The organism is Eubacterium sp. LMAG:50, assembly GCF_008680265.1.
Classification (GTDB): Bacteria; Bacillota; Clostridia; order Lachnospirales; family Lachnospiraceae; genus Eubacterium_U; species Eubacterium_U album.
Window position 1 is genome coordinate 1302869 of sequence record NZ_NALP01000007.1, and the last position, 23616, is coordinate 1326484.

22 protein-coding genes and 1 pseudogene are annotated in these 23616 nt (G+C 33.9%); 21 read left to right on the forward strand and 2 right to left on the reverse strand.

Features of this window, described 5'->3' with window-relative positions; all coding sequences use genetic code 11:
* Window positions 1-27: 27 nt before the first annotated feature.
* Window positions 28-948 carry a tyrosine-type recombinase/integrase gene (locus tag CCC31_RS10955; protein ID WP_290851542.1) on the reverse strand — a complete coding sequence of 307 codons (921 nt, stop codon included), beginning with the start codon at window positions 946-948 and terminating at the stop codon, window positions 28-30.
* Between the two features lie 284 nt (window positions 949-1232).
* Here CCC31_RS10955 and CCC31_RS10960 point away from each other — a divergent pair, with 284 nt between their 5' ends.
* The 10 genes from CCC31_RS10960 to CCC31_RS11005 all read left to right on the forward strand — a co-directional run bounded on the left by CCC31_RS10960 (window position 1233) and on the right by CCC31_RS11005 (window position 7372).
* Complete coding sequence (locus CCC31_RS10960; protein ID WP_290851544.1) at window positions 1233-1529, forward strand: helix-turn-helix transcriptional regulator; 297 nt, start codon at window positions 1233-1235, stop codon at window positions 1527-1529.
* A gap of 235 nt (window positions 1530-1764) precedes the next feature.
* The gene (locus CCC31_RS10965; protein ID WP_117910484.1) at window positions 1765-2172 is read left to right on the forward strand and encodes a SpaA isopeptide-forming pilin-related protein; all 408 of its coding nucleotides are present in this window, start codon (window positions 1765-1767) and stop codon (window positions 2170-2172) included.
* Window positions 2173-2181: 9 nt separating this feature from the next.
* A complete protein-coding gene (locus CCC31_RS10970; protein ID WP_290851548.1) occupies window positions 2182-3141 on the forward strand; it encodes a sortase in 960 nt (319 codons plus the stop codon).
* 58 nt (window positions 3142-3199) lie between these two features.
* Window positions 3200-3802, forward strand: coding sequence for a Type 1 glutamine amidotransferase-like domain-containing protein (locus tag CCC31_RS10975; protein ID WP_290851550.1), 603 nt, complete (start codon window positions 3200-3202; stop codon window positions 3800-3802).
* Window positions 3803-3915: 113 nt separating this feature from the next.
* On the forward strand, window positions 3916-4404 hold the full coding sequence (locus CCC31_RS10980) for a hypothetical protein (protein WP_117890483.1): 489 nt from the start codon (window positions 3916-3918) through the stop codon (window positions 4402-4404).
* Window positions 4405-4453: 49 nt separating this feature from the next.
* Window positions 4454-5038 (forward strand): N-acetyltransferase, encoded by a 585-nt coding sequence (locus CCC31_RS10985; protein ID WP_290851558.1) that lies wholly within the window; start codon window positions 4454-4456, stop codon window positions 5036-5038.
* A 77-nt stretch (window positions 5039-5115) separates the two neighbouring features.
* The gene (locus tag CCC31_RS10990) at window positions 5116-5730 is read left to right on the forward strand and encodes an alpha/beta hydrolase (RefSeq protein WP_290851560.1); all 615 of its coding nucleotides are present in this window, start codon (window positions 5116-5118) and stop codon (window positions 5728-5730) included.
* 64 nt (window positions 5731-5794) lie between these two features.
* Window positions 5795-6121, forward strand: coding sequence for a GNAT family N-acetyltransferase (locus CCC31_RS10995; protein WP_290851562.1), 327 nt, complete (start codon window positions 5795-5797; stop codon window positions 6119-6121).
* A 59-nt stretch (window positions 6122-6180) separates the two neighbouring features.
* A complete protein-coding gene (locus CCC31_RS11000; protein ID WP_290851564.1) occupies window positions 6181-6996 on the forward strand; it encodes a class I SAM-dependent methyltransferase in 816 nt (271 codons plus the stop codon).
* 145 nt (window positions 6997-7141) lie between these two features.
* On the forward strand, window positions 7142-7372 hold the full coding sequence (locus CCC31_RS11005; RefSeq protein ID WP_290851566.1) for a hypothetical protein: 231 nt from the start codon (window positions 7142-7144) through the stop codon (window positions 7370-7372).
* Between the two features lie 234 nt (window positions 7373-7606).
* On the opposite strand, the gene CCC31_RS11010 is transcribed toward CCC31_RS11005, so the two are convergent.
* Window positions 7607-9763 carry a CAP domain-containing protein gene (locus CCC31_RS11010; RefSeq protein WP_290851569.1) on the reverse strand — a complete coding sequence of 719 codons (2157 nt, stop codon included), beginning with the start codon at window positions 9761-9763 and terminating at the stop codon, window positions 7607-7609.
* A 348-nt stretch (window positions 9764-10111) separates the two neighbouring features.
* On the opposite strand from CCC31_RS11010, the gene CCC31_RS11015 reads away from it, so the two are divergent.
* The 11 genes and pseudogenes from CCC31_RS11015 to CCC31_RS11065 all read left to right on the forward strand — a co-directional run bounded on the left by CCC31_RS11015 (window position 10112) and on the right by CCC31_RS11065 (window position 23499).
* Entirely contained in the window at window positions 10112-10345 is a 234-nt protein-coding gene (locus CCC31_RS11015; protein ID WP_117910478.1) for a hypothetical protein, read from the forward strand.
* A 427-nt stretch (window positions 10346-10772) separates the two neighbouring features.
* Window positions 10773-11000: a helix-turn-helix transcriptional regulator gene (locus tag CCC31_RS11020; RefSeq protein WP_118379303.1), complete on the forward strand. Its 228-nt coding sequence runs from the start codon at window positions 10773-10775 to the stop codon at window positions 10998-11000.
* Window positions 11001-11148: 148 nt separating this feature from the next.
* A complete protein-coding gene (locus CCC31_RS11025) occupies window positions 11149-12633 on the forward strand; it encodes an RNA-binding domain-containing protein (RefSeq protein WP_290851575.1) in 1485 nt (494 codons plus the stop codon).
* A gap of 266 nt (window positions 12634-12899) precedes the next feature.
* A complete protein-coding gene (locus CCC31_RS11030) occupies window positions 12900-13049 on the forward strand; it encodes a helix-turn-helix domain-containing protein (protein WP_290851577.1) in 150 nt (49 codons plus the stop codon).
* Window positions 13050-13068: 19 nt separating this feature from the next.
* Window positions 13069-14598: a class I SAM-dependent DNA methyltransferase gene (locus tag CCC31_RS11035; protein WP_290851579.1), complete on the forward strand. Its 1530-nt coding sequence runs from the start codon at window positions 13069-13071 to the stop codon at window positions 14596-14598.
* Complete coding sequence (locus CCC31_RS11040) at window positions 14588-15286, forward strand: restriction endonuclease subunit S (protein WP_290851581.1); 699 nt, start codon at window positions 14588-14590, stop codon at window positions 15284-15286. Before CCC31_RS11035 ends, CCC31_RS11040 begins: the two co-directional genes overlap by 11 nt.
* A gap of 766 nt (window positions 15287-16052) precedes the next feature.
* Window positions 16053-16658, forward strand: coding sequence for a protein adenylyltransferase Fic (gene fic, locus CCC31_RS11045; RefSeq protein WP_290851583.1), 606 nt, complete (start codon window positions 16053-16055; stop codon window positions 16656-16658).
* Window positions 16659-16745: 87 nt separating this feature from the next.
* Window positions 16746-17729 (forward strand): site-specific tyrosine recombinase/integron integrase, encoded by a 984-nt coding sequence (gene xerA / locus CCC31_RS11050; RefSeq protein ID WP_290851585.1) that lies wholly within the window; start codon window positions 16746-16748, stop codon window positions 17727-17729.
* Window positions 17730-17741: 12 nt separating this feature from the next.
* Window positions 17742-18854, forward strand: coding sequence for a restriction endonuclease subunit S (locus tag CCC31_RS11055; protein WP_290851587.1), 1113 nt, complete (start codon window positions 17742-17744; stop codon window positions 18852-18854).
* A gap of 202 nt (window positions 18855-19056) precedes the next feature.
* A complete protein-coding gene (locus CCC31_RS11060) occupies window positions 19057-20292 on the forward strand; it encodes an FRG domain-containing protein (RefSeq protein ID WP_290851589.1) in 1236 nt (411 codons plus the stop codon).
* Window positions 20293-20303: 11 nt separating this feature from the next.
* Window positions 20304-23499: pseudogene (locus CCC31_RS11065) on the forward strand (type I restriction endonuclease subunit R).
* The last annotated feature ends 117 nt before the right edge of the window (window positions 23500-23616 follow it).

The following is a 23616-nucleotide window of genomic DNA, read 5'->3' on the forward strand; positions in this document are numbered from 1 at the left end:
CTTAGAGAGGTTTGCTGCATTTTTCTGCTATAGGAAAAATTTATTTCTTGGATGTTTTGTACTCAATATATCTCGCTGCCTTGCCGTTGCAACATGTGTATATATTTCCGTTATATTAATAGAGCTATGTCCAAGCATTTTTTGAATGTATCTAATATCTACATCTGCCTCTAAAAGACTTGTTGCAAATGTATGACGAAACATATGTGGTGTTATGTGTAGATTTACTGATGCAAGTTCAGTATACTTATTTATCATTCTTCGAACAGTTTGGTCTGAGAGTGGATTACCTGATTGATTGGCAAAAAAATGCCCACATTTTTTACATTCATGCAAAAAATCTGCGTGATATTCTTTTAAAATATTAATAACTTCGACATTTCCTATTTGTAACATTCGTTCTTTAGAGCCTTTTCCCAAAATTAAAATTGTTCCGTTATCTAAGTTAATGTCATTAATACCAAGAGAGCAAAGTTCAGATATTCTCATACCTGTAGCAAATAGGAGTTCAATGGCAGCCACATCACGTAAGGCATTTCTTTGCTGAAATTTAGTTTTTGCAGAACCTTTGTAATCATATATAGTAGATAAAATTGCTTCGATATAGTTCAAGGGAATTATTTTAGGTAATGTTATTGCTTCTCTAAATTTAATCTGAAGTTTGTTGAATGGATTTTTCTCGATTAAATCACGATATTCGAAATAATGAAATAAGGCTTTGATAGATGCAATTTTGCGCTTGACGGTTTTAGGTTTATATTGTGTGTGTAGATTAGCTATGAAATTCTCAAGCATAGAAGGTGTAATATCGATAAAATTTTCAGTATTAATTTCTCTCATAAATTGTGCTAAATCTATTTTATAAGCCTTTAGCGTTTTTGCATCCAGTCTTTTTTGAATTTCACAATATTTTAAATATTCTTCAATGTGTGTCTGTAAATTGTTCATAATAATAAGTCTCCTTTGTAAATTAAATTTAGTAATATACATCTTATATCTTTTACAAATTGATTTCTATTTATTGGTTGTTTAAATATTAAAAAGCATGTTGTATTCAAAAATAAAATTTAAATAAAAAAAATAAAGTCTATATGCAATTAAGAAAATAAACTTTGTTTTCCCAATTTGGTTAGGAAGAAAATGTACGAATATTAATATAGAATTTATGAAGAACATTTTTGTAGCAAATAATAAAAATTTATCTGGTATAAATCAGAAAAGAGAGAAAACATATGATTTACAATGTAAAAGAAAGCAGCAGAAGGATTAAAGAACTAAGAAAACAGAAGGGATATACGCAGGAAAGCCTTGCAGATGATATAGGTATTTCGGTAAGAACTTATAGTGGTATTGAATCCGGGGCACATAGTACGAGTATAGATACTTTTGTAGAAATAGCTGAAAAACTAAATGTTTCGCTAGACTATGTGATTTTAGGACAAAGGGAGAATAATTTATCGATTAAGGTAAAAAAGGAAGAACGAGAAATAATTAAAAAATTCTTATATAACATAATTCAAGGTATTTAGACTACGCATATGATACGTAGTGAATACGTAAGTAACCACATAAAAAGTAAAAAAAAATCAAGTACAGTTATATTGTGATTAAGAAACGTGCACATTTGTTAGTCGAAATACTTATGAAAGAAGGAAATATTTATGTTAAAAATTTTTAATCGTAAAGAAGCCGTTAATGGAGTGATATTCATTAAGTCAATAAAAGATTTGAATATATGGACTTCTAAAGAACAGGGAATACACATTGACTGAAACAAGACCATCTGATGGTTTTGTAACTGCAGATGACATTACATTTGAGATCATTGAAAGCGACAGTGCAAATGGAAAGACGAGGGTGATAATCAAGAACAAGGGAATATCAAATGAGCTACCAGACAATAATGTGGTAATGTATGATGACACAACAAAGGTTGAATTTTCAAAGAAGGACATTACAAACGGAAGGGAACTTTCAGGATGTCACATGCAGGTAACTGATAAGGATACAGGAGTTGTAATGGATGAATGGGTTTCAACGGAAGAAAGCCATGTGATTGAAGGAAAGTATGCCGTTGGTAAGACATATGTTTTAACAGAAAAACAACCAAGAGACGGTTATGCAACTGCAGCAAGCGTTGAGTTTACCGTGGCAGATAATGGCAAGGTCTAGAAGGTAAGCATGATGGATGACACAATAAAGGTTCAGTTTAACAAGACTGCATCAGACACAAAGAAACAGCTTTGCGGTGCAAAGTACAAGGTGTATGACAGCAAGGGCAGAAAGGTTCATGAATTTACAACCGGCAAGAATGCTGAACTCATTGAAGGAATTTTAAAGGCAGGAGAAACATATACCTTTAAGGAAGTAAGCGCACCAAAGCATTACAAGGTTGCAAAAGATAAGAAAATCAGGATAAAAGACACAGGAAAGCTTCAGAAGCTTACAGTGGTTGATGAAAGAATACCTGAAGTACCAGATACACCACAGACAGGCATCAAGGGAAAGACTGCAGGAATGATGATTTCACTTATCTCATTATTAATGGCACTTGGATGTTTTGCATGCGTGAGAGCAAAGGATAAGTCAATAAACGTGGGAAAACTTAAGGGAGAAAACAAGGAATGCATTGGATATTTGGAAGTGCCTGAAACAACAATAAGTTATCCTGTAATGCAGACAAGGGATAATCCGGATTATTACTTAAGCCATGACTTTAATAAGAACTATAGCTTTTATGGAACACCATACTTAAGTGCTTACTGTGACTTAAAGAAATCTGATAATATAATTATCTATGGTCATAACATAAACGGTGGAAAAATGTTTGGAGCACTGGAACAGTATAAGGAGAAGAAGTTTTTTGACAAACATAAAAAAATATATTTTACAACAAATCAAAAAAGAGAATATGAAGTGTTTGCTGTTATGAGTGTGAACGTAAGGGAGTTTGAATATTGGAAGTTTGTAATGGCAAGGGATGAGAAGGGTTATGGTGAATTTGTGGAGAAGGTGTTGAAGCATAGTTTCTGTAACATAAGAGAAAAACCTAAGTATGGAGAGCAGATGCTGATGTTGTCTACCTATGATAATGGAAAAGGGGATGACTGGAGAATTGTGGTGGTGGGGAAGGAAATATGATATAATAAATCGTAATATTAAGTAAAATACAAATCGGAGTTTATAAAGGAGAATATTGATGAAACTATTTTTATGTTCGCATTTTTCAAGTGTAGGAAGTCTGATAAAGGAAGAAATTGAAAATAAGAAAGTCGCATTTATTCCAACAGCTTCGCTGCGTGAAGGCTACACCGGTTATGTCGGTTCGGCTCGAAAATTATTCAAAAAGTTGGGAGCAATCGTAACTGAAATTGATATTTCAACGGAGGCTTATTCAACGATACAGTCTGTTTTTGAAGATGCGGATGTGATATATTTTACCGGCGGAAATTCTTTTTTCCTTATAGACCAGCTCCGTAAAACGGGAACGGATGAGCTGTTGAAGAAAGAATTGGCAAAGGAAAAACTGATGATTGGTGAATCGGCAGGTGCGATTATATGCGCTCCAAGCATCCAATATATCGAGCAAATGGATGAAAAGCCGGAGGACTGCTCCCAAGAAGATGATGCAGGGCTTGATTTGATTGATTTCTATGTTCTTCCGCATTATCTTACAGCACCATTTAAGAAAGTTACCGAGAAAATAATGACTGAGTTTTCGGATTTGAATCTATGCCCAATTAACAACCGGCAGGGAATTGTAATTGATGGTGAAGGTTCAAAGGTTATTTGCAAAGACTAATTTGAAAATTCCAGTTTATCTATGCGATGCATTCACATTCCGCATCGCTTGTAGAAACGCGCAACTTCCAATTTTTGAGATTGAAAAATCGGAAGTTGTAGGAGGAATGAATCATGTTATTGTTGTTACAGAACGTATTGTATTGTTTATTGTATGTTATGCTGATAAAATGTGCAGTAAAGAACGATGGGCTTAATTGCTTATACTTTTATCCAAAAGAATATATAGAAGAAGCAGAAAAACGCGGAATTGCCAATAAAGAAACGGTTATGAAAAAATCAAAGTGGTTTATGATTCCGTTTTGTGTCATCATATTTGTAGCTCTGATTCTGATTATTTCCATTTGGAATCATGTTACGGATTTTAAAACAGCATATTTTCAATCCTTTCTTTTTCTTGTAATTATGAACTGGTTTGATGGGATTGTGATTGACAGATTATGGGTAGGGCACAGCAAAATCTGGCATATAGAAGGTATGGAAGATGTTTCTTATGTTAAGTCCTGGAAGACAGTACTGATAAAACGAGGAGCGGCTACAGTGGTATACATGCTTGTGGCACTTGTGGTAGCCGGAATCGTGGTATTGATCAGTAAAATATGACAATTCCAATTTTTGAAACTGAGAAATCGGAATTGGTGGAGGAATATCCATGATAAAAGTGGAAAATAAATCAAGGAAAGAAATTGCAGACATTGGCAGAAGAATCGGTGAGGCATTTGCTGATGAAAAAGCCGGAACTGTTACGATGCTCACAAGAGAGCAAACAATAAAAGGCTTTGAGATTATGACGGAATGGTTTTACAGAGCAGGAACTCTGTATACCACATCGGAAATAGGAGAGGGATATCTTGCTTATTGGAGTAAGAGGGCAAAACCTTCAATGGGTCCGACCTTACATATGATCAAGCGACTTTTATGCGAGTTACCGCTTAAGGCACTGATAGCTATGGCACAAAGCGGAGACGAACAGTATGCGAAGATTTTCAAAAAAGAGCATGACTATATTGCAGTATCCATGGTTGTTGTCCTGCGAGAATTTCAGGGGAAAGGATATATGCGCAAGATTTTGGAGCAACCTTTTGCCGAGGCGGACACAAAGGATATTCCCTGTATTCTGGATACTGATACGCCGTTAAAAGTAAAACAATATACTCGATGTGGAATGGAACTATGTGGCGAGAAAAAATTGAAAAATGGCATTTCACTGTATACGATGGCGTATAATAAAAATTAATATGGATAGTGGAAATGAAATGTTTCAAATGTTGGATGAACTAAGATGATAATTCTAAGTTGTAAAGGTGGAGCATTATGAAGAATATTTTAATTCATGGGCTAGGGCAAAATCATAAAAGTTGGAATGAAACCATCAAATTTTTAGAGATAGATAATATAGATGTTCTTTGTCCTGCACTTTTTAAAATGTCAAGTGGCAATAGCAATGATTATCAAAACATATTTTCTTCTTTCTCTGATTTCTGTAACAATCAGGAAGGAAAACTTAATTTATGTGGACTTTCATTAGGTGGAATATTGGCATTGGATTATGTAAAAAAGTATCCAGAAAAAGTAAACTCTATTATTATCATTGGAACTCCTTATGATATACCCAAAGTTCTTTTCAAAATACAAAGTATGATATTTCACTTCATGCCAGACTTACAATTTAATGATATGGGCTGTTCAAAAAAAGATTTTATTACTTTAGTAAACTCAATGAGCAATCACAATATAAAAAACGGTTTGGATAAAATTAATTGCAAAAGCCTAATATTGTGCGGAAGTAAAGATAAAGCGAATATGAAAAGTGCTAAACAAATTAGTCAGAGTATAAGAAAAAGTGAATTCAAAATAGTTAAAGATTCTTCCCATGAGGTTAATGTTGATAATCCAAAGGAACTTGCACACATAATTTATGATTTTTGAAAGGAATTTCTGTAACGCAAATTCCAATTTTTGAGATTGAGAAATCGGTATTTGTGAGGATAAAATGCAACTTAGAAAGTACACAACTTCTGACTGTGGGTATTTGGCTGAATTGTTTTATCATACTATTCATAGTGTAAATGCAAAAGATTATACAAAAGAACAATTAAATGTCTGGGCAACCGGAACAGTGGATTTAAAAGAATGGGATGAATCATTCCTGAAACATCATATGGTAGTTACAGTTGAGAATAATGAAATCGTTGGTTTCGGTGATATTGATGAATCCGGCTACTTGGACAGATTTCAGTTTAAGAAGTTTATGGGGCTATCTCCAAGACACGTCAATTTGTCTCCAAGACACGTCAATTTGAATTGTTTATTTTCATAAAATGTGTTATAATCAAGTTAGTTGAAACTAACTAATTATATTGCAAAAAAGGTAAATGTATGAGTGAAAGAATAAAACCTACTATCAGTGGCAGTGCTGAGACAATGCTCCAGAGCTTTTATGCCAGAGCCCAATATTCCAAAAGTAAACATAATAAATTCTATGATGCAAAGGCGGTAGAATTAGTCGACAAAATTGATTATGATTTTTCTACAGCGGCTAGGGATTCTACGATGGGGAAAGGGGTAATTGCTAGAACGGTAGTTTTTGATGAATTAGTAAAGAATTTTATAGAGAAAAATCCTGATTGTACGGTGGTTAATATTGCCTGTGGTCTGGATACGAGATTTTATCGCATGGATAATGGTAAAATCACCTGGTACAATCTGGACCTGCCAGAAACGATAGCAATCCGCAATCAGATTTTCGAGGAATCAGGACGTGTTTCTACGATAGGAATTTCTGCACTTGACCCTGCATGGTCAAAAGAAGTAAAAGTGCGGGGGAAAATGCTTTTTATCATTGAAGGATTATCAATGTATCTGACAGCAGAAGAAAACGGTAAGATATTAAAAATAATAAAGGACAACTTTGATAATGCCTGTATTCTTATGGAATGTCTGGCAAAGGCATGGGTAAAGAAAGAAGGAATAGAAAAATCCATACAGCAAACAGGCTCAAAATTTGTCTTCGGTGCAGATCATTTTGAAGACCTTGGGAATATGACAACAGGGTATCATAAAATAAAAGATGATAATATTCTTCGTGGCATGGAGTTATTTTCATCTTCATACAGACTTTTGGCGTTATTACCGATTGCAAAAAAGGTTACGCAGAAGATTCTGATATTTGAAAAGGACGAACAAAGCATGTGAAAGAGTCTTTATACGTGAATGTAAAACCACACGTCTGATGTTAAAACTGGAATTTTTAAATTTCAAGATAGATAAAGACATAAGGATAGCAGAGGAAGTAAAGACCAGATAAATAAAATGGTTTAGGGGTGCTGCCATACGGTGGATGACCCTGCGTAAACAGGAGCACGGACCGAGCCGGCAGGCGAGATACAGAGGTTTTAGGATTCTTCCTAACAAGAATGCATTTGTATATACAAATGCGTATCTTGCAAAAGACCCAGTCTACATTATTTTGCAGAAAGAAGGTGGACACATGAGCTCAAACAAAAGAGACATTACAAAAATAATACGGTTAAATGGCAGAGAATATCAGATGGTAATGGAAAAATTATAAAAAATAACATATAATTCAATGTCAAAATAGTAACTAAGAGATTTCGGGTAAAAAGATATTTGATTGTAATGGTACAAAAAATCCTTTATGTATACAGGTTTGCAAGCCTTGTATATCATAAAGGATTTTTTAGTAATGATATATTGAAAAATTATATTTTATTAAATATATCATTAGATCATCAAAGTCTCAAAAAATAATTGACTTTTTAATTTGCTTTTATTATAAAGCCTTTTATTTTACTGTTACTTTGCAGACAAATTTTTTCGTACCTGAAATTACTGTAATCTTAGCCTTTCCTTTTTTCAAGGCTTTGATTCTACCGTTTCTGTAGACTTTGACAACTTTTTTGTTTGAGGTTACGTAAGTGATTCTGTCACGACTATTTATCGGTGTTAGAGTAACTTTAAATTTAAAAGTTTTGCCTTTTTTCAAAGTCAGTTTCTTACAGTTTAACTTAATCTTTTTAGTAGTAATTTTGCTTGTCTGTGCATCCTGAGACGAAGTCGTTGGAGTTTTTGTAGTTGTCTTAGAAGAAGAAATTTTTGCAAGTGTTACAGAATATACTTTTCCACAAGCACTGCAAGTCTTGGATTTTAATCCGTTTTCTGTGGTTGTAGGTTCTTTTACAACTACATATTCTCCGTAACTATGTCCTGGTGCTTTTATGCTTCTTGTTTTTGTTTTTTCACATACAATGCAGGTAAAAGTTGTTACGCCGTTTGCTGTACATGTAGGCTCTTTTGTGACTTTTCCGTCATCCCAAGTATGGTTGCCGGTTTTTTTTATGGTTTGACCATATGCCAGTCTCTTTCCACAATCAGTACAATATGTATCTCCTGTATAACCATCTTCGCCGCAGGTTGCGTCTTTTTTCCTGCGGATTTCAGTATGCTGATGTCCTGTTGCTGCAATGCTCGCAGTTTTGGTTTTTGCACATATAATACAAGTAAATGTTCGAACACCTTTCGCTGTACAAGTAGGTTCTGTTGTGACCTTTCCTTCATCCCAAGTATGAGTAGTTAATTTTGCAATGGTCTTACCGAATGAAACTTTAGTGCCACAATCAGTACAATATGTATCGCCGGTATAACCGGTTTCGCCACAGGTAGCAGCCTTTTTATTACGCATTTCGGTATGAAGATGTTCTGTTGTTTTTGCAATGTTTTCTGTTTTTGTTTTACTACAAATGATACAAGTATAGGTCTTTATGCCTTCCTCTGCACATGTAGGATTTTTAGTGATTACTCCCTTATTCCAGCTATGAGTTTCTGTTTTTGCAATAGTATTGCCTGATGAAAGTTTAGTTCCACAGTCAGGGCAATATTTATCACCGGAATATCCTTCCTCTTTGCAGGAAGCTTCCTTTTGATTTCGAATTTCAGAGTGGAGATGATTTGTTGCATCTACGTCAATTTTTTCAATTTTTGTATTATTACAAATAGTGCAGGTGAATTTCTTTTCGCCTTCCCTTATACAGGTTGGAACCTTTGTAATTACTCCATGATTCCAATGATTATCACAGTCATGTACGATTATTGTTGCTGAAGTTGTTGATGGCAATCCGTATAGTGTTGCTCGTAGCGTGGTGGTACCTTCTTTAAGACCTATAATCTTTCCATCACTATAGGTGGCAATGGAAGGATCATCAATGGAAATGGTTGGAGTATCCAGCACAGTTCCAATAGCTCCCCAACTATTTTCAAGATAAATTACAGGTGTAATATTTGGAGTTACTGTTTCTCCTAATTGAAGAATATATGAATCCTGGTCAAAAATTGGCTTGAAACTCTTAAGCCAGCTTTGAGTTACTGAAACAGTAACAGTTTGCCAGCTGTCATTTGCCGGTGTTTCTGTTGTATTAACAGAAGGTCTGTATGCAAATTCCTCTACCCAGTAGTCATAGCCATTGTAAGTTACATGACCAACACCAACGCAATTAAAATCATAACTTAACATATTTCTGCGGTGCCCCTGACCGGCATAAGGTTCAGTATCTTCACGCCATCCTCTATTTACTACTTCTGCAGAAGAATAAAAGTTAGTACTACCTGCTGCAATGTTCTCGCCTGCATACCATGTAGTAATACTTTCTTCAGTATAAATAGTAAAAGGACCTTGACCATTTGGGCGGGTGTGATCGTAGGATAATGCAATTTCTGCTGCACGCTTCATTGCAAGTCGCTCTAAATCATAGTCGTAGACAAGTTCTTTTAAACCGGAATATGCCTCTTGTTTTGTATCAGTTTTATCCCAAGCCCATGCGTCAGTAGGACTGGTTCTCAGTTCATTAATCATATCTAAGATTCTTCGGGCTTCTGTCTGGCCATACTTTACAGATATATTGACCGGAATGATTTCTTCTGCATTTACCTTTGTAGGAATTATCATAAGTAAACTCATAACAAAGGAAAATAGCAGTAATTTTAAAGATGTTTTTTTCATATATTCATCGTTCCTTTCCATAAATAAAATATTGTTAAGGGAAAAAGACTTTTCCGATATATAAAATTCATAAATTATCGGGTAATTTATATAATTATATTTTATTACATTTTTTTGCGATTGTATATGACATTTTTGTGTCTTGACACCCTGATTTTTATGTGAAACCTCATAACTAAAAGGTTAAAACTGCATAATTAAGAGAGACTTCTTAAAGGACCATAATTTTTCTATAATAAAATCGGCAGAAACTATTAATTAGAGATTGAATATTGGTTTAAGGAGTGTCGATAAGTGACAAAGTGGGCAGTTATAATTGTGGTATTGCTAGCCATAACTATTAGTGGATGCAGTAGTAATGGAAAATCAAACGATAATATTACAGATGTAGGAGAAGCGACAACAGTGAATAATTCACAGGAAAATATAGGTAATAATACAGAAGAGTTTAATAAAAATACAAAGGTAAAGGATTATTCTTCCAGAAAAAACAGATTCCAAACAAAGGCGATTTTTAACTGTGGATGAGCAGAAAAAATTATATATAGTATTTCTTACTGCATTGAAGGAGAATAATAAAAAAGTTATCACTTCAGATGAAATAAATCGTAAGTTATCATAACTTGATATTACAAAAAAATATTTTATTTTATGACGGGTTTAAAAACCACATATAGAGGAGAAAATCCCTTAAATGTACTGTATTTAGTATGTTTAAGGGATTTTTTTGGCTCTTTGTCAAGAGTGGGAATAAAAAAAATCATAAAAATATCAAATAGAAAAACAAAAAACACAAAAAAAATGTTTGACTTCTCGAAGTGAATCTTTCAAATTAAAATTGATAGAATGATGTATATATGGTAAAATAACTATAGTTAAATATCTAATTGGACAAAAAAGAATTCGAATAAAAAAACACTGGTAAAGTAGTGGATTTAATGAAGAGGTAGCGCATATGTCAGTATCATATAATGGATTATGGAAACTATTGATTGATAAAAATATGAAGAAGATTGATTTGACAAATAATCTCGGTATAAGTAGTAGTACAGTTGCCAAAATGACAAAGGGTGAGAAGGTATCTATGAATATTCTGGAAAAAATTTGTGATGAATTAGATTGTGATTTTGGAGATCTTATCCACTATGAAAAGAATAAAGATGGTGGAAAGGATGAATTATAAAATATAGCACAGGATTAACGTCAAACTTGCTTTGGCTACAAATACTGGTATGAAAAAGCATATAGAAGTGTTGTTAATGATAAAGAATTGCAAGTTTAAGTTTTGAAAGAAATTGAATTAATAAAGATATAAGCAGGAGGTTTGACGATTGAAAGATAATATTTTAGAAGAATTAAATCTTAAAGAAGATTATGATCGAGAATGCAAGCTGGCAACCGGTGGACTTCCGGAAAGTATATGGGAAACATATTCTTCCTTTGCGAATACCAATGGTGGAACTATTCTTCTTGGAATAAAAGAACATAGAGATTCATTTACTGTGGAAGGTTTGACGGAAAAGCAAATCATCAAGTATCAGAAGGATTTCTGGAGTACACTGAATGATAGAAACAAGGTGTCAAAGAATATCCTGTTGAATCATCATGTTAATCTGGTTACTGTAGGAGATAAGAAGATTCTTAGAATTGATATTCCTGCGGCAGATAGACATGATAAGCCGGTATATATCGGAACGAATCCGATGAAGGGCACATATAAAAGAGATTATGAGGGCGATTTCCTATGCACAGAGGAAGCAGTAAGAGCAATGTTTGCGGATCAGAGAGATGTGTCAGGAGACATTGAAGTGATTGATGAAATGGGATTAGATGTGCTGAATCAGGATACGATTAAAGGTTATCGTATTATATTTGAGCAGCTTCATAGTGGACATCCTTGGAATGCATTAGAGAATGATGAGTTTCTGATGAAATTGAGAGCAGTGTCGAAGAATAAGAAAGGTTCATTATCTCCAACGATAGCAGGACTTCTGTTCTTTGGAGAAGCATATCACATTACAGAGATTTTTCCTAATTACTTTTTGGATTATCGGGAAGAATGTGATGATAAAGTAATTCGTTGGTTGTTCCGTACACATTCTAATGAAGGTGATTGGAGTGGAAATATATATGATTTCTTCTGCAAGGTACGTACACGAATGGATGATGAAGTGGCAGTTCCATTTGCCAACCGCAGAGATGGATATCGTGTAGACAGAGTGGATGTTCATGATGCCTTAGAGGAGGCTTTAGCAAATGCTCTGGCACATGCCAATTATTACGGCAGACGCGGAATCCTTGTTGTTAAAAAAGGAAAAGAACTTACCATATCAAATCCAGGAACAATCCGAGTGACAAAAGAGGAATTTTACGCAGGTGGCAATAGTGATCCACGAAATCCCAATATCCTTAAGATGTTTGGCTTTGTCAATGTAGGTGAGCGTGCCGGAAGTGGTGTTGATAAGATTATGACTGCATGGAAAGAGCAGAACTGGAAGAAGCCAGAGTTTGATTTTTCAGAGCGCTCAGATAGAGTGACATTAAAACTGGAAGTAGGACAGGTTGTTTATATTCCGGGTGCTGCTGATATTAGAAATGAAAATACAGACCAAGCGGAACCGAAGCCAATGTCGAAAGAAGAAAAGATATTGGATTATATCAGACAGAATGGAAGTATTTCAACGAAGAAAGTTATGGATTTATGTAATTATAAGTCTAGAACAGGAGCAAGAAATTTGTTAGAGAAGTTAATGAATTCTGGGAAGATTAAAAAAGTAGGAGAGAATACAAATACTATTTATACAATCTCTGAATGAAAGTCTGATACCCAGCTATGCTGGGGAGAATAGTGTAAGTGTAAATGGTGAGGATTTCAATGAAAAAATCCTATGTTATATTGTGAATGTTATCGCAAGAAAGACTTAAACATAGGAGTTGGTTTAAACATGCAAATAGACAATAGTAGCGTATCAAAACACAGATGAATTGGTGGTTGATAACTTAGATATAGTGGTCACTCACTGGTTATTCTTATTTGTAAGTGACCAGTAAATGGTTACTAGTGCTCGATAAGTGACCAGTAATGACCACCTATCGGACAATTAAAACAAAGATAGCACCAAGTAAATTTACAAAGCTAAACAATGATCAGCAAGTATTGTTAGATATATTAGCAAGAATATGTTTAGAGTTGAATTGTGGTTTCGATGATATTGTGGAGATTGAGAAATAGACGAAAGCGAGGATTAAAAGTGGCAGATAAGAATAATGCAAATATAGGATTTGAAAAACAAATATGGGATGCAGCATGTGTATTATGGGGACATATTCCAGCAGCAGAATACAGAAAGGTAATTATTGGCTTAATTTTCTTAAGATATATATCAGCGGCTTTTGATAAAAGATATAGAGAACTTGTAGATGAAGGTGATGGATTTGAAGATGATATAGATGCATATACAATGGAAAATGTATTTTTTGTTCCAGAGGAAGCTAGGTGGTCAACGATAGCAGAGGCAGCGCACAAAGAAGAGATTGGAATAGTTATTGATAATGCAATGAAGGCAATAGAGGCAGATAATAAGACTCTAAAAGATGTTCTTCCTAAGAATTATGCAAGCCCGGATTTAGATAAAAGAGTATTGGGAGATGTAGTTGATATATTTACTAATAGTATTGATATGTCAGATACAGAGATTAATGAGGATTTATTAGGAAGAACTTATGAATATTGTATTGCACAGTTTGCAGAAAAAGAAGGCGCGAGCGGTGGAGAATTTTATACACCTTCTAGTATTGTAAAAACATTAGTTGAAATATTAAAGCCATATGAAAATTGCCGAGTATATGATCCATGTTGTGGTTCAGGAGGCATGTTTGTTCAGAGTGCAAAGTTTATTAAGGCTCATAATGGAAAAAGAGGAGCGATATCTGTATATGGTCAGGAGGCCAATGCAGATACATGGAAAATGGCAAAAATGAATATGGCAATCAGGGGAATAGATGCAAATCTAGGTTCATATCAGGCAGATACATTTACAAATGATTGGCATAAAACATTAAAAGCAGATTTTATACTTGCTAATCCACCTTTTAACTATCATCCGTGGAATCAGGAAAGACTTATAGAAGATCCACGTTGGAAGTATGGATTACCACCAGCTGGAAATGCCAACTATGCTTGGATTCAGCACATGATACACCATCTTGCACCAAACGGAAAGATAGGACTTGTTCTTGCTAATGGTGCATTATCAACACAGACAAGTGGAGAAGGAGAAATACGTAAAAATATAATCGAAGATGACAAAATTGAAGGAATTATTGCAATGCCTACACAACTTTTTTATAGTGTGACAATTCCAGTTACATTGTGGTTTATTTCTAATAATAAAAAACAAAAAGGTAAAACTTTATTTATAGATGCTCGAAATATGGGACATATGGTTGACAGAAAACATAGAGATTTATCAGATGGAACAGTTGATCCTGAAGATAATGACATAAAAATACTTGCGGATACATTTGAAGCATTTCAGAACGGCACATTGGAAGAAAAAAAAGGATTTTGTGCTATAGCAACAACTGAAGATATTGCAAAGCAGGATTATATTCTTACGCCAGGTAGATATGTAGGTATTGAAGAGCAGGAAGACGATGGTGAACCATTTGAAGAAAAGATGGGAAGACTTACGTCAGAGTTGTCTGATATGTTTGCAAAGTCCCATGAATTGGAAGATGAGATAAGAAAGAAATTGGGGGCGATTGGGTATGAAATATAAGTTGTCAGAAATCATGGATTTAATTGGAGGAGGAACACCTAAAACATCTAATCCAGATTATTGGAATGGAGATATTCCTTGGCTATCTGTCAAGGATTTTGGTAATGATAATAGATATGTTTATGAAACTGAAAAACACATAACTGAACTTGGGTTAATGAATTCGTCTACGAAATTGCTTGATAAAGGAGATATTATTATTTCAGCAAGAGGAACAGTAGGAGAAATAGCAACTATTCCTTACCCAATGGCTTTTAATCAGTCATGCTATGGCTTAAGAGCAAAAAAACGGATTGTGGATGAAGATTTTTTGTACTACTTAATAAAATACAACATAAGACCTTTGAAGAAAAACACGCATGGTTCTGTATTTGATACAATAACACGTAGCACATTTGATGAAATAGAGGTAGATGTACCAGATTTTGAATCTCAAAAGAAAATAGGCTATCTATTAAGTGATTTAGACAAAAAAATACAACTTAACAATAAAATAAACAATAATTTAGAACAGCAAGCAGAAGCACTTTTCCATTCTTTATTTGTTAAGAATGCTAATCCAACATGGAATGATGGTGTACTTTCTGACTTGGAACTGTTGTTGCAGGTGGAACTCCATCCAAAACAAAGCAAGAATATTACTCGAGCATGGTATAGCATGGATCACTCCAAAGGATTTATCTCTTAATAAGTCAAAATTGTCTCTCATGGTGAAATTGATATTTCAGAATTAGGATTTTCCAAGAGTAGTGCAACCAAAATGCCAATTGGAACAGTTCTGTTTAGTTCCAGAGCACCTATTGGTATATTGCATTGCAGCCAATGAGGTGACTACTAATCAGGATCAAATCAGTAGTTCCAAACGAAAATGTTGGTACAGCATTTATGTATTATCTTCTGAAATTTTTATTGCCGACCATTGAGGGAATGGCTTCGGGTTCAACTTTTAAGGAAATATCTGGTGCAGGGATGAAATCTGTCCCTGTTGTAATTCCTGATAACGAAACTATCGAAGAGTTCAATGCCTTTTGTACCCCCATCTTCCAACAGCAGGAAGCGCTTGAAGCGGAAAATTCACGACTTACTGATATCGAGATGCTTTGTTGCCCAAGTTAATGTCCGGCGAACTTGATGTCTCTTACATTGACCTTTAAATCGCTAAAATTATTGTTTACAATTGTTGAAGTGCTTTAGCTTGCAGTGCAGGAGCGTAGTGTATTAATTGTTATTTTGTTACTTGTAGCCATTTTAGCAGTTATTTTTATTAAAAATAAATACAAAGAAAATGGAGATGATATTATGAGTTGTAAGTTAAGAAAAATTATTAATACAAGTTTAGATTTTTTATTTACTATAAGTGAAAATATAACAGAAAGTGCATTGTTGGCTAAAGTACTTCAAATATAAAGTTCTCTATTAAGAAGTATAAATGTTGCATTTGGAAAGGAAAAAACATGGCATTAGAAAATAAACTGAATATCAAAGATTCCGCAGAACTTGCGAGAATAGAAGAAAAGATAAGCAAGAAAAGAGCAGTTGAATTATTTGAAAATGGATATTTAGATAATTATAAAGCAGGAACATTTGAGATGCTTTCAGCAATTCATAGATATTTGTTTGGTGATATATATGATTTTTCTGGAAAAGTTAGAACAGTAAATATGTCAAAAGGAAATTTTCGATTTGCACCTGTTATGTATTTGCAGACAGCAATTGAAAATGTAGAAAAAATGCCACAGTCTACATTTGACGAAATTATTGAAAAGTATGTGGAAATGAATATTGCCCATCCATTTCGAGAGGGCAACGGTCGTAGTACCAGAATATGGCTTGATTTGATTCTGAAAAGAGAATTGAACAATGTTATTGATTGGAGTGTTGTAGATAAGGAAGATTACCTTTTGGCAATGGAAAGAAGTCCGATTAAAGATATTGAAATTAAGTATATATTGAAGCAGGCGTTAACGGATAAGATCGATGATAGAGAAGTGTACATGAAGGGCATAGATCATAGTTATTATTATGAAGGCTATATTGTATACAAAGCTGAAGATTTATAGGCATATACTCCTATCAACGGCAGGAGAAATAAAAAGAACTGCCGTTGCAAGTCGTTCTCTTAAAATAATTACAAAGGAGAATTGACTATGAAACAAAATTTAATTACAGACATTATTCAGGGAATGCTTCCGTATTTGAATAATGCACAGAGCAAGCGATTACAGGAGATATTACAATCAACTTTTACAAATTATGAAATAACATCGAGTACAGTGGAAGCGAAAGAAGCTGAACAAGATTTTGTAGAACTTTTTTTGGCTGCTAAGCGCATCGAAGGATGTTCAGAAAAGTCACTTAAATACTATGAAGCAACAATAACAACGATGATAAAAACAATAAATAAAAATGTTAAATATATTATGACAGATGATATAAGAGGATATCTTACAGAACATCAACAAAAGAAAGGCTTAAGCAAAGTTACAATAGACAATATTAGGCGTATACTTTCCAGTTTCTTTTCTTGGCTGGAAGATGAAGATTATATATTAAAGAATCCGGTTAGACGTATACACAAAGTAAAGACTGGAACAAATATTAAAGAAACATATTCGGATGAAACTTTAGAAATAATGAGAGATAATTGCACTGAATTAAGGGACTTGGCAATAATTGATATGCTTGCTTCAACGGGTATGCGTGTTGGTGAAATGGTATTGCTTAATCGAAATGATATAGATTTTAATGAAAGAGAATGTATCGTGTTTGGTAAGGGGAGCAAGGAAAGAGTTGTTTATTTCGACGCAAGAACAAAGATACATTTGCAGAATTATCTTGAAAGCAGAAATGATAATAATCCAGCGCTGTTTGTATCACTCAAATTACCCCATGAAAGGTTAAAGATTGGTGGAATAGAAGCAAGACTTCGAGAATTTGGGAAAAAGTTAGGATTGAATAAAGTTCATCCACATAAATTTAGGCGTACTCTTGCAACTGTGGCTATAGATAAAGGAATGCCGATTGAGCAGTTACAACAGCTCTTGGGGCATAGGAAAATAGATACGACATTGCAGTACGCAATGGTTAAGCAGAGCAATGTAAAAATTGCTCATAGGAAATATATAGGATAGGAGAAAATGGATATGGTTGAATGGATTGAATGTTCAATAGGCGATTTGTGCAGTACAATTTCAGATACTTATAAAGGAAATGATGAATATGTTGTTCTTGTCAACACCTCAGATGTTTTGGAGGGAAAAGTCCTAAATCACGAAGCGGTTGTGAATAAAAATCTTAAAGGTCAGTTTAAAAAGACATTTAAGAGAGAGGATATTCTGTATTCAGAAATACGTCCAGCCAACAAAAGATTTGCGTATATTGATTTTGAAAACACTTCAAATTATATAGCTTCTACCAAACTTATGGTTTTACGACACAACGACAAAGTGTTGCCAGAATACCTTTTTGCTTTGCTCAAATCTAATTATGTGATTGCTGAATTACAGCACTTGGCTGAAACTCGTTCCGGTACATTTCCTCAAATAACATTTTCATCTGAGCTTGCTCCAATGAAAGTGCTTTTGCCGGATAAAGATGTTCAAAAGAGAATTGTAAGTATATTATCAAGCATTGAAGAAAAGATTGATGAGAATACTTCGATAAACAATAATTTAGAACAGCAAGCTCAGGCAATATTTGATAATATGTTCCCTAATATTTCAAATGGTTCTTGTGCCATTGGTGACTACATTACGCCCAAGCGTGGAAAAAGTTTGCTTTCTAAAAATGCGATTTTTGGCGATGTACCTGTAATTGCCGGAGGATTAGAACCCTCTACCTATCACAATGTTGCAAATACTCAATCGCCTGTACTTGCAATTTCAGCATCAGGTGCTAATGCAGGATATGTAAGCTTATGGAATATCCCTATTTGGTCGTCCGACTCATCTTATATTGACAGTTCAATGACAGATGATGTTTATTTTTGGTATGTGCTTCTAAAAAAACGTCAAAAAGAAATATTCGATGCTCAAACGGGTTCGGCTCAACCGCACATTTACCCTCAACACATTGCTTCTATGTCCGTATCAAATTTAGATATTGAAGAAGTACATAGTTACACATCAATTGTTACACCAATTTTTGAAAAAATAGGACATCACAAAGAAGAAAATACAAGATTAGCTTCACTTCGTGATACTCTTTTACCAAAGCTAATGTCCGGCGAGCTTGATGTCTCAGACATCAAACTCTAAGCCTCTAATAGACTCGAAAACTGCTTCGCAGTTTCCTCGTTACCGTCTCTGTCAGACACCTTGTCATCCGTATGCAAGCATCCGTCTGGCTTCGGTATCTGTCTACGCTGCTTCGCAGCTATCCGTGCGTTGCACGGATGAGGCGGTAAATTATTGTTTATTTTCATAAAAAGTTTTTTGCTACATTTTGGAGGTAATAAAAATGCATATGCAGTTGGATACAACAGATGGAATAGAAATTACGTCTGTTGATGAATTTATGAAAGAGATAAGTATTTTAAATCAAAATAAAAAAGATCCTAATGCTCAATTATTTTTTAGAGGACAAGCTGTAGATTATTGGGATATAAGGCCAAGCATATTTAGAGACCAAATGTTAAGCATAGAACATAATTTGATGACAGAACCACTGAGACAGGTCCCAAGCGAATTTTACAATCTTAGTGAAAGTTTTGAAATTATGGAGAAGTATCAGCATTATGGAATGTGTACTAGATTACTAGACATAACAACAAATCCATTAGTAGCATTATATTTTGCGTGTGAGCATTATGAGAAAGAGGAATATAGAGATAGGGAAAACAAAAGTCCCGAGAAGGTTTCACCACAAGGTATGGTCTATTTTAAAGAGGATAATATGCCATTAAAGTATAATGATCTAGATGTACGAATTCTTTCAAAAATGGCTAGCTATAATATGAATAACGATTGCACATTGGAAGAAATTATTATTAAACTATATGAAGATGGGATAATAAGTATTGATAAAAAGAAGAACTGGTTAGAAGAGAATGGGATGAGTGAATTTATACATATTTGCCAGAGTGTGTGTACAGTGTTACCAATTATGAACAATGATAGATTAATTAGACAGAGCGGTGCATTTTTATTACCAGGTAAGTTAACTATTTCAAATAGAGGTAATAGTTTGAAAGATGCTATAATAACTAAGTCAGAGGCAAACTTAAGGGATGAATTTGAAAAAAAATTCTTTTATATAAGTGATTATAATAAAGAGCAAATAAGGCAAGAACTAGAAAATTGCAATGTAAATGAGGCACATTTATTTCCAGAGTTGGAATATCAACTTAAGTATATTCGAAGGCATAATGAACATTTAAGAAGATCGGTTTCTTATTTTGAAAAGTTTCAAAATGTTACTAAAGAATCAGCAAATATAGAAGAGAACGTTAGCAAATATAATTCAGACATATTGAAAAAAGTGATGAATGAAGAAAATATAGAAAATGAAATATCAAAAGAAATTGAACAGATTTTCTTAGATAATCAAGAAGTAGATTGGATGAAAAGAGACTCTGTAATAAGTAGAATAAAAATACAAATATGCAAAAAATTAAAAAATAATGGTTATAAAAAATCAGAAGCAGATAAAATAGCAAAAAGAATAATCGATAAAATTATACATAACAAAGAGTAGAGGTGATACATATGTCCACAACATTTACAGAAGCAGATTACGAAAATTCAATAATAGAATTGTTTGAAAACATGGGATATCAGCACGTATATGGTCCGGATATAGAACGAGACTTTTATAGTCCGTTATATAGTGATGTGCTAAATGAATATATTCATAGGTTAAATTCCTCTCTTCCAGAGGAGGCTATTTCTGATGCTATGTACAAGATACAAAATTATGAAAATGGAGATGTAGTTCAGAAGAATGAAGTGTTTATGGATTACCTTCAGCACGGAGTACCGGTAAGATACACTGTAGACGGCGAACAGTGTTCATCACTTGCATATTTAGTAGATTATAAAAATGTGGACAATAACTCTTTTATTGTAGCAAATCAATGGACATTTATTGAAAACAGTAATAAAAGACCGGATATTATTTTATTTATTAATGGGAATACCGGTTGTACTTATTGAATTAAAATCACCTTCAAGAGAAGAAACTGATGCATCAGAAGGATACGCACAGATACGAAATTATGTTCATGAGATTCCTTCAATGTTTATCTATAATTGCATTAGTGTAATAAGTGATCAGCTAACTTCTAAAGCTGGAACAATTACATCTGGTGAAGATCGTTTTATGGAGTGGAAAACCAAAGACGGTAATTATGAAAAATACTCAGTATGCCCCAATTTGACACTTTCTTTGAGGGAATGTTTGATAGAGAAAGGCTCATTGATATTATTAAGAACTTTATTTGTTTTTCTGATGAGGGGCTAAAGAAGTACAAGATTCTTGCAGGATATCATCAGTATTTTGCCGTGAAAAAAAGCTGTTGAAATGGCAAAAAAAGCAACAATTACAGATGGTAAAGGCGGTGTTTTCTGGCATACACCAAGGGTCTGGTAAGTCATTGTCTATGGTGTTTTATGCACATTTATTACAGGAAGCATTAGACAGCCCTACAATAGTTTGTAATTACAGACAGAAATGATTTGGATGACCAGCTTTTTGGACAGTTTGCAAAGTGCAGCTCATTTTTACGACAGGTGCCGGTTCATGCTACATGTAGAAAACTCGGAGCTAATTCTACTAAAGACGATATTGGATTAAAAGACTGGCTTGACGGAAGAAAAAGCTAATGGAATTATTTTTACTACTATGCAAAAATTTGAGGAGTCTGAGGAACCGTTATCAGAAAGAAGAAATATTATTGTCATGGCTGATGAGGCACATAGAGGACAGTATGGACTTAAAGAAAAAGTCAAGATTATTGAGAATGAGGATGGAGATAAAGAGGCTAAGATAGTTACAGGAACAGCACGAATTATTAGAAATTGTCTCCCAAATGCTACATATGTAGGATTTACTGGTACACCCCATATCTATGAAGGACCGTAGTACAAGAGAAGTATTTGGTGATTATATAGATATCTATGATATGACACAAGCTGTAGAAGATGGTGCAACAAGACCAGTATATTATGAAAGTAGAGTTATAAAGTTAAAACTTGATGAAAATACACTTAAATTAATAGATGCAGAATATGATTTGATGGCAGAAAATGCAGATGCAGAAGTAGTTCAAAAAAGTAAGAAGCAGTTAGGACAGATGGAGCTATTCTTGGAAATGATAAGACAATTAATTCACTTGTAGAAGATATTTTGGATCATTACGAGAATAATAGAGAAAATCTTCTTACAGGTAAAGCAATGATTGTTGCATATTCAAGATCAATTGCTATGAAAATATATAAAAAGATTCTCGAATTACGCCCTGATTGGACTGAAAAAGTTGGTGTTGTCATGACGGACAGCAATAAAGATCCAGAAGAATGGAAAGAAATAATTGGAAATAAACGTCATAAGGACGAAATGGCAAAGAAGTTTAAGGATAATAGTAGCCAACTTAAGATAGCTATAGTAGTTGATATGTGGCTTACAGGATTTGATGTCCCTTCTCTGGCAACAATGTACGTATATAAACCGATGAAGGGATATAATCTTATGCAGGCAATAGCACGTGTTAATCGTGTTTTTAAAGATAAAGAAGGTGGACTTGTAGTTGATTATGTTGGCATTGCGTCTGCTTTAAAAGAGGCTATGAATGATTATACATCAAGAGATAAGAAAAATTATGGTGATACTGACGTTGCAAAAGTTGCATATCCAAAATTCCTTGAAAAACTTTCTATATGTCAAGATATCTTTTATGGTTATGACTATTCTAAATTTATGTCAGGTACTGATTTGGAAAGATCAAGAACAATCAGTGGAGGAGTAAACTTTATTGTTGATATACATAAAGAAGAAGATAGAACAGAATTCTTGAAAGAAGCATTGCTTTTAAGACAGGCATTATCTCTTTGCTCTTCAATGGTTGAAGAATCATTACGTGTTGAGGCTGCCTTTTTCGAATCAGTTAGAGTTTTAGTAATGCGACTTATGAATCAAGGACATGGAAAGAAAATTTCGTTGCCGGAAATGAATGCGAGAATTAACGAATTATTAAAGGCGAGCATTAAAAGTGAGGGTGTAATAAATCTGTTTTCTGATGTTTCACAGAATTTTTCTCTATTTGATCCTAAATTTCTAGAGGAAGTTTCAAAGATGAAGGAGAAAAATCTTGCAGTAGAATTATTGAAAAAATTGATTGCGGAGCAGGTTCGTATATATAGGAGAACTAATGTGGTTAAATCAGAGAAATTTAGCGAATTAATACAGGAAGCTATGAACAGGTATCTAAATGGAATGCTTACAAATGAGCAGGTAATAGAAGAACTTTTAAATCTTGCAAAGCAGATTGCAGCAGCACAAAAAGAAGGAGAAAAGCTTGGATTAACTGCGGATGAATTGGCATTCTATGATGCACTTACAAAACCACAGGCAATAAAAGATTTTTATGAAAATGAGGAATTGATTGCTATAACAAAAGAACTTGCAGATACGTTGAGAAAAAATCGCACAATCGACTGGCAGAAAAGGGATTCAGCCAGGGCTCGAATGAGAATGATGATTAAAAAACTGCTTAAGAAGCATAAATATCCACCAGAAGGAATGGATGATGCAGTGCAGACTGTTATGACTCAATGCGAGTTGTGGACAGATAATAATGATATGGAGTCTAATGTTAATATTGTTAATTCCCAGGAAAAATCAAAATATATAAACGTTAGTGAAAGTTTCAAAAAGGTTGCTGAGGAGACAGAATATTCGTATTAATTAAAGAAATAGAGTTAGTGTGTATAATAAATATAATTTAATTTGAAAAATTAAATATGGATAATTAAAAACAAAGTGCTTAGAATTTAGAAATCCTGGCACTTTGTTTGGGTATTG

Coding starts and splice junctions, on each gene's coding strand:
- CCC31_RS11060 (WP_290851589.1), top strand. CDS start 19,057: ATGCATATGCAGTTGGATACAACAGATGGAATAGAAATTACGTCTGTT.
- CCC31_RS10995 (WP_290851562.1), top strand. CDS start 5,795: ATGCAACTTAGAAAGTACACAACTTCTGACTGTGGGTATTTGGCTGAA.
- CCC31_RS11040 (WP_290851581.1), top strand. CDS start 14,588: ATGAAATATAAGTTGTCAGAAATCATGGATTTAATTGGAGGAGGAACA.
- CCC31_RS11055 (WP_290851587.1), top strand. CDS start 17,742: ATGGTTGAATGGATTGAATGTTCAATAGGCGATTTGTGCAGTACAATT.
- fic (WP_290851583.1), top strand. CDS start 16,053: ATGGCATTAGAAAATAAACTGAATATCAAAGATTCCGCAGAACTTGCG.
- CCC31_RS10990 (WP_290851560.1), top strand. CDS start 5,116: ATGAAGAATATTTTAATTCATGGGCTAGGGCAAAATCATAAAAGTTGG.
- CCC31_RS11010 (WP_290851569.1), bottom strand. CDS start 9,763: ATGATAATTCCTACAAAGGTAAATGCAGAAGAAATCATTCCGGTCAAT.
- CCC31_RS10960 (WP_290851544.1), top strand. CDS start 1,233: ATGATTTACAATGTAAAAGAAAGCAGCAGAAGGATTAAAGAACTAAGA.
- CCC31_RS10980 (WP_117890483.1), top strand. CDS start 3,916: ATGTTATTGTTGTTACAGAACGTATTGTATTGTTTATTGTATGTTATG.
- xerA (WP_290851585.1), top strand. CDS start 16,746: ATGAAACAAAATTTAATTACAGACATTATTCAGGGAATGCTTCCGTAT.
- CCC31_RS10985 (WP_290851558.1), top strand. CDS start 4,454: ATGATAAAAGTGGAAAATAAATCAAGGAAAGAAATTGCAGACATTGGC.
- CCC31_RS10970 (WP_290851548.1), top strand. CDS start 2,182: ATGATGGATGACACAATAAAGGTTCAGTTTAACAAGACTGCATCAGAC.
- CCC31_RS10955 (WP_290851542.1), bottom strand. CDS start 948: ATGAACAATTTACAGACACACATTGAAGAATATTTAAAATATTGTGAA.
- CCC31_RS10975 (WP_290851550.1), top strand. CDS start 3,200: ATGAAACTATTTTTATGTTCGCATTTTTCAAGTGTAGGAAGTCTGATA.
- CCC31_RS11000 (WP_290851564.1), top strand. CDS start 6,181: ATGAGTGAAAGAATAAAACCTACTATCAGTGGCAGTGCTGAGACAATG.
- CCC31_RS11020 (WP_118379303.1), top strand. CDS start 10,773: ATGTCAGTATCATATAATGGATTATGGAAACTATTGATTGATAAAAAT.
- CCC31_RS11005 (WP_290851566.1), top strand. CDS start 7,142: ATGACCCTGCGTAAACAGGAGCACGGACCGAGCCGGCAGGCGAGATAC.
- CCC31_RS11030 (WP_290851577.1), top strand. CDS start 12,900: ATGACCACCTATCGGACAATTAAAACAAAGATAGCACCAAGTAAATTT.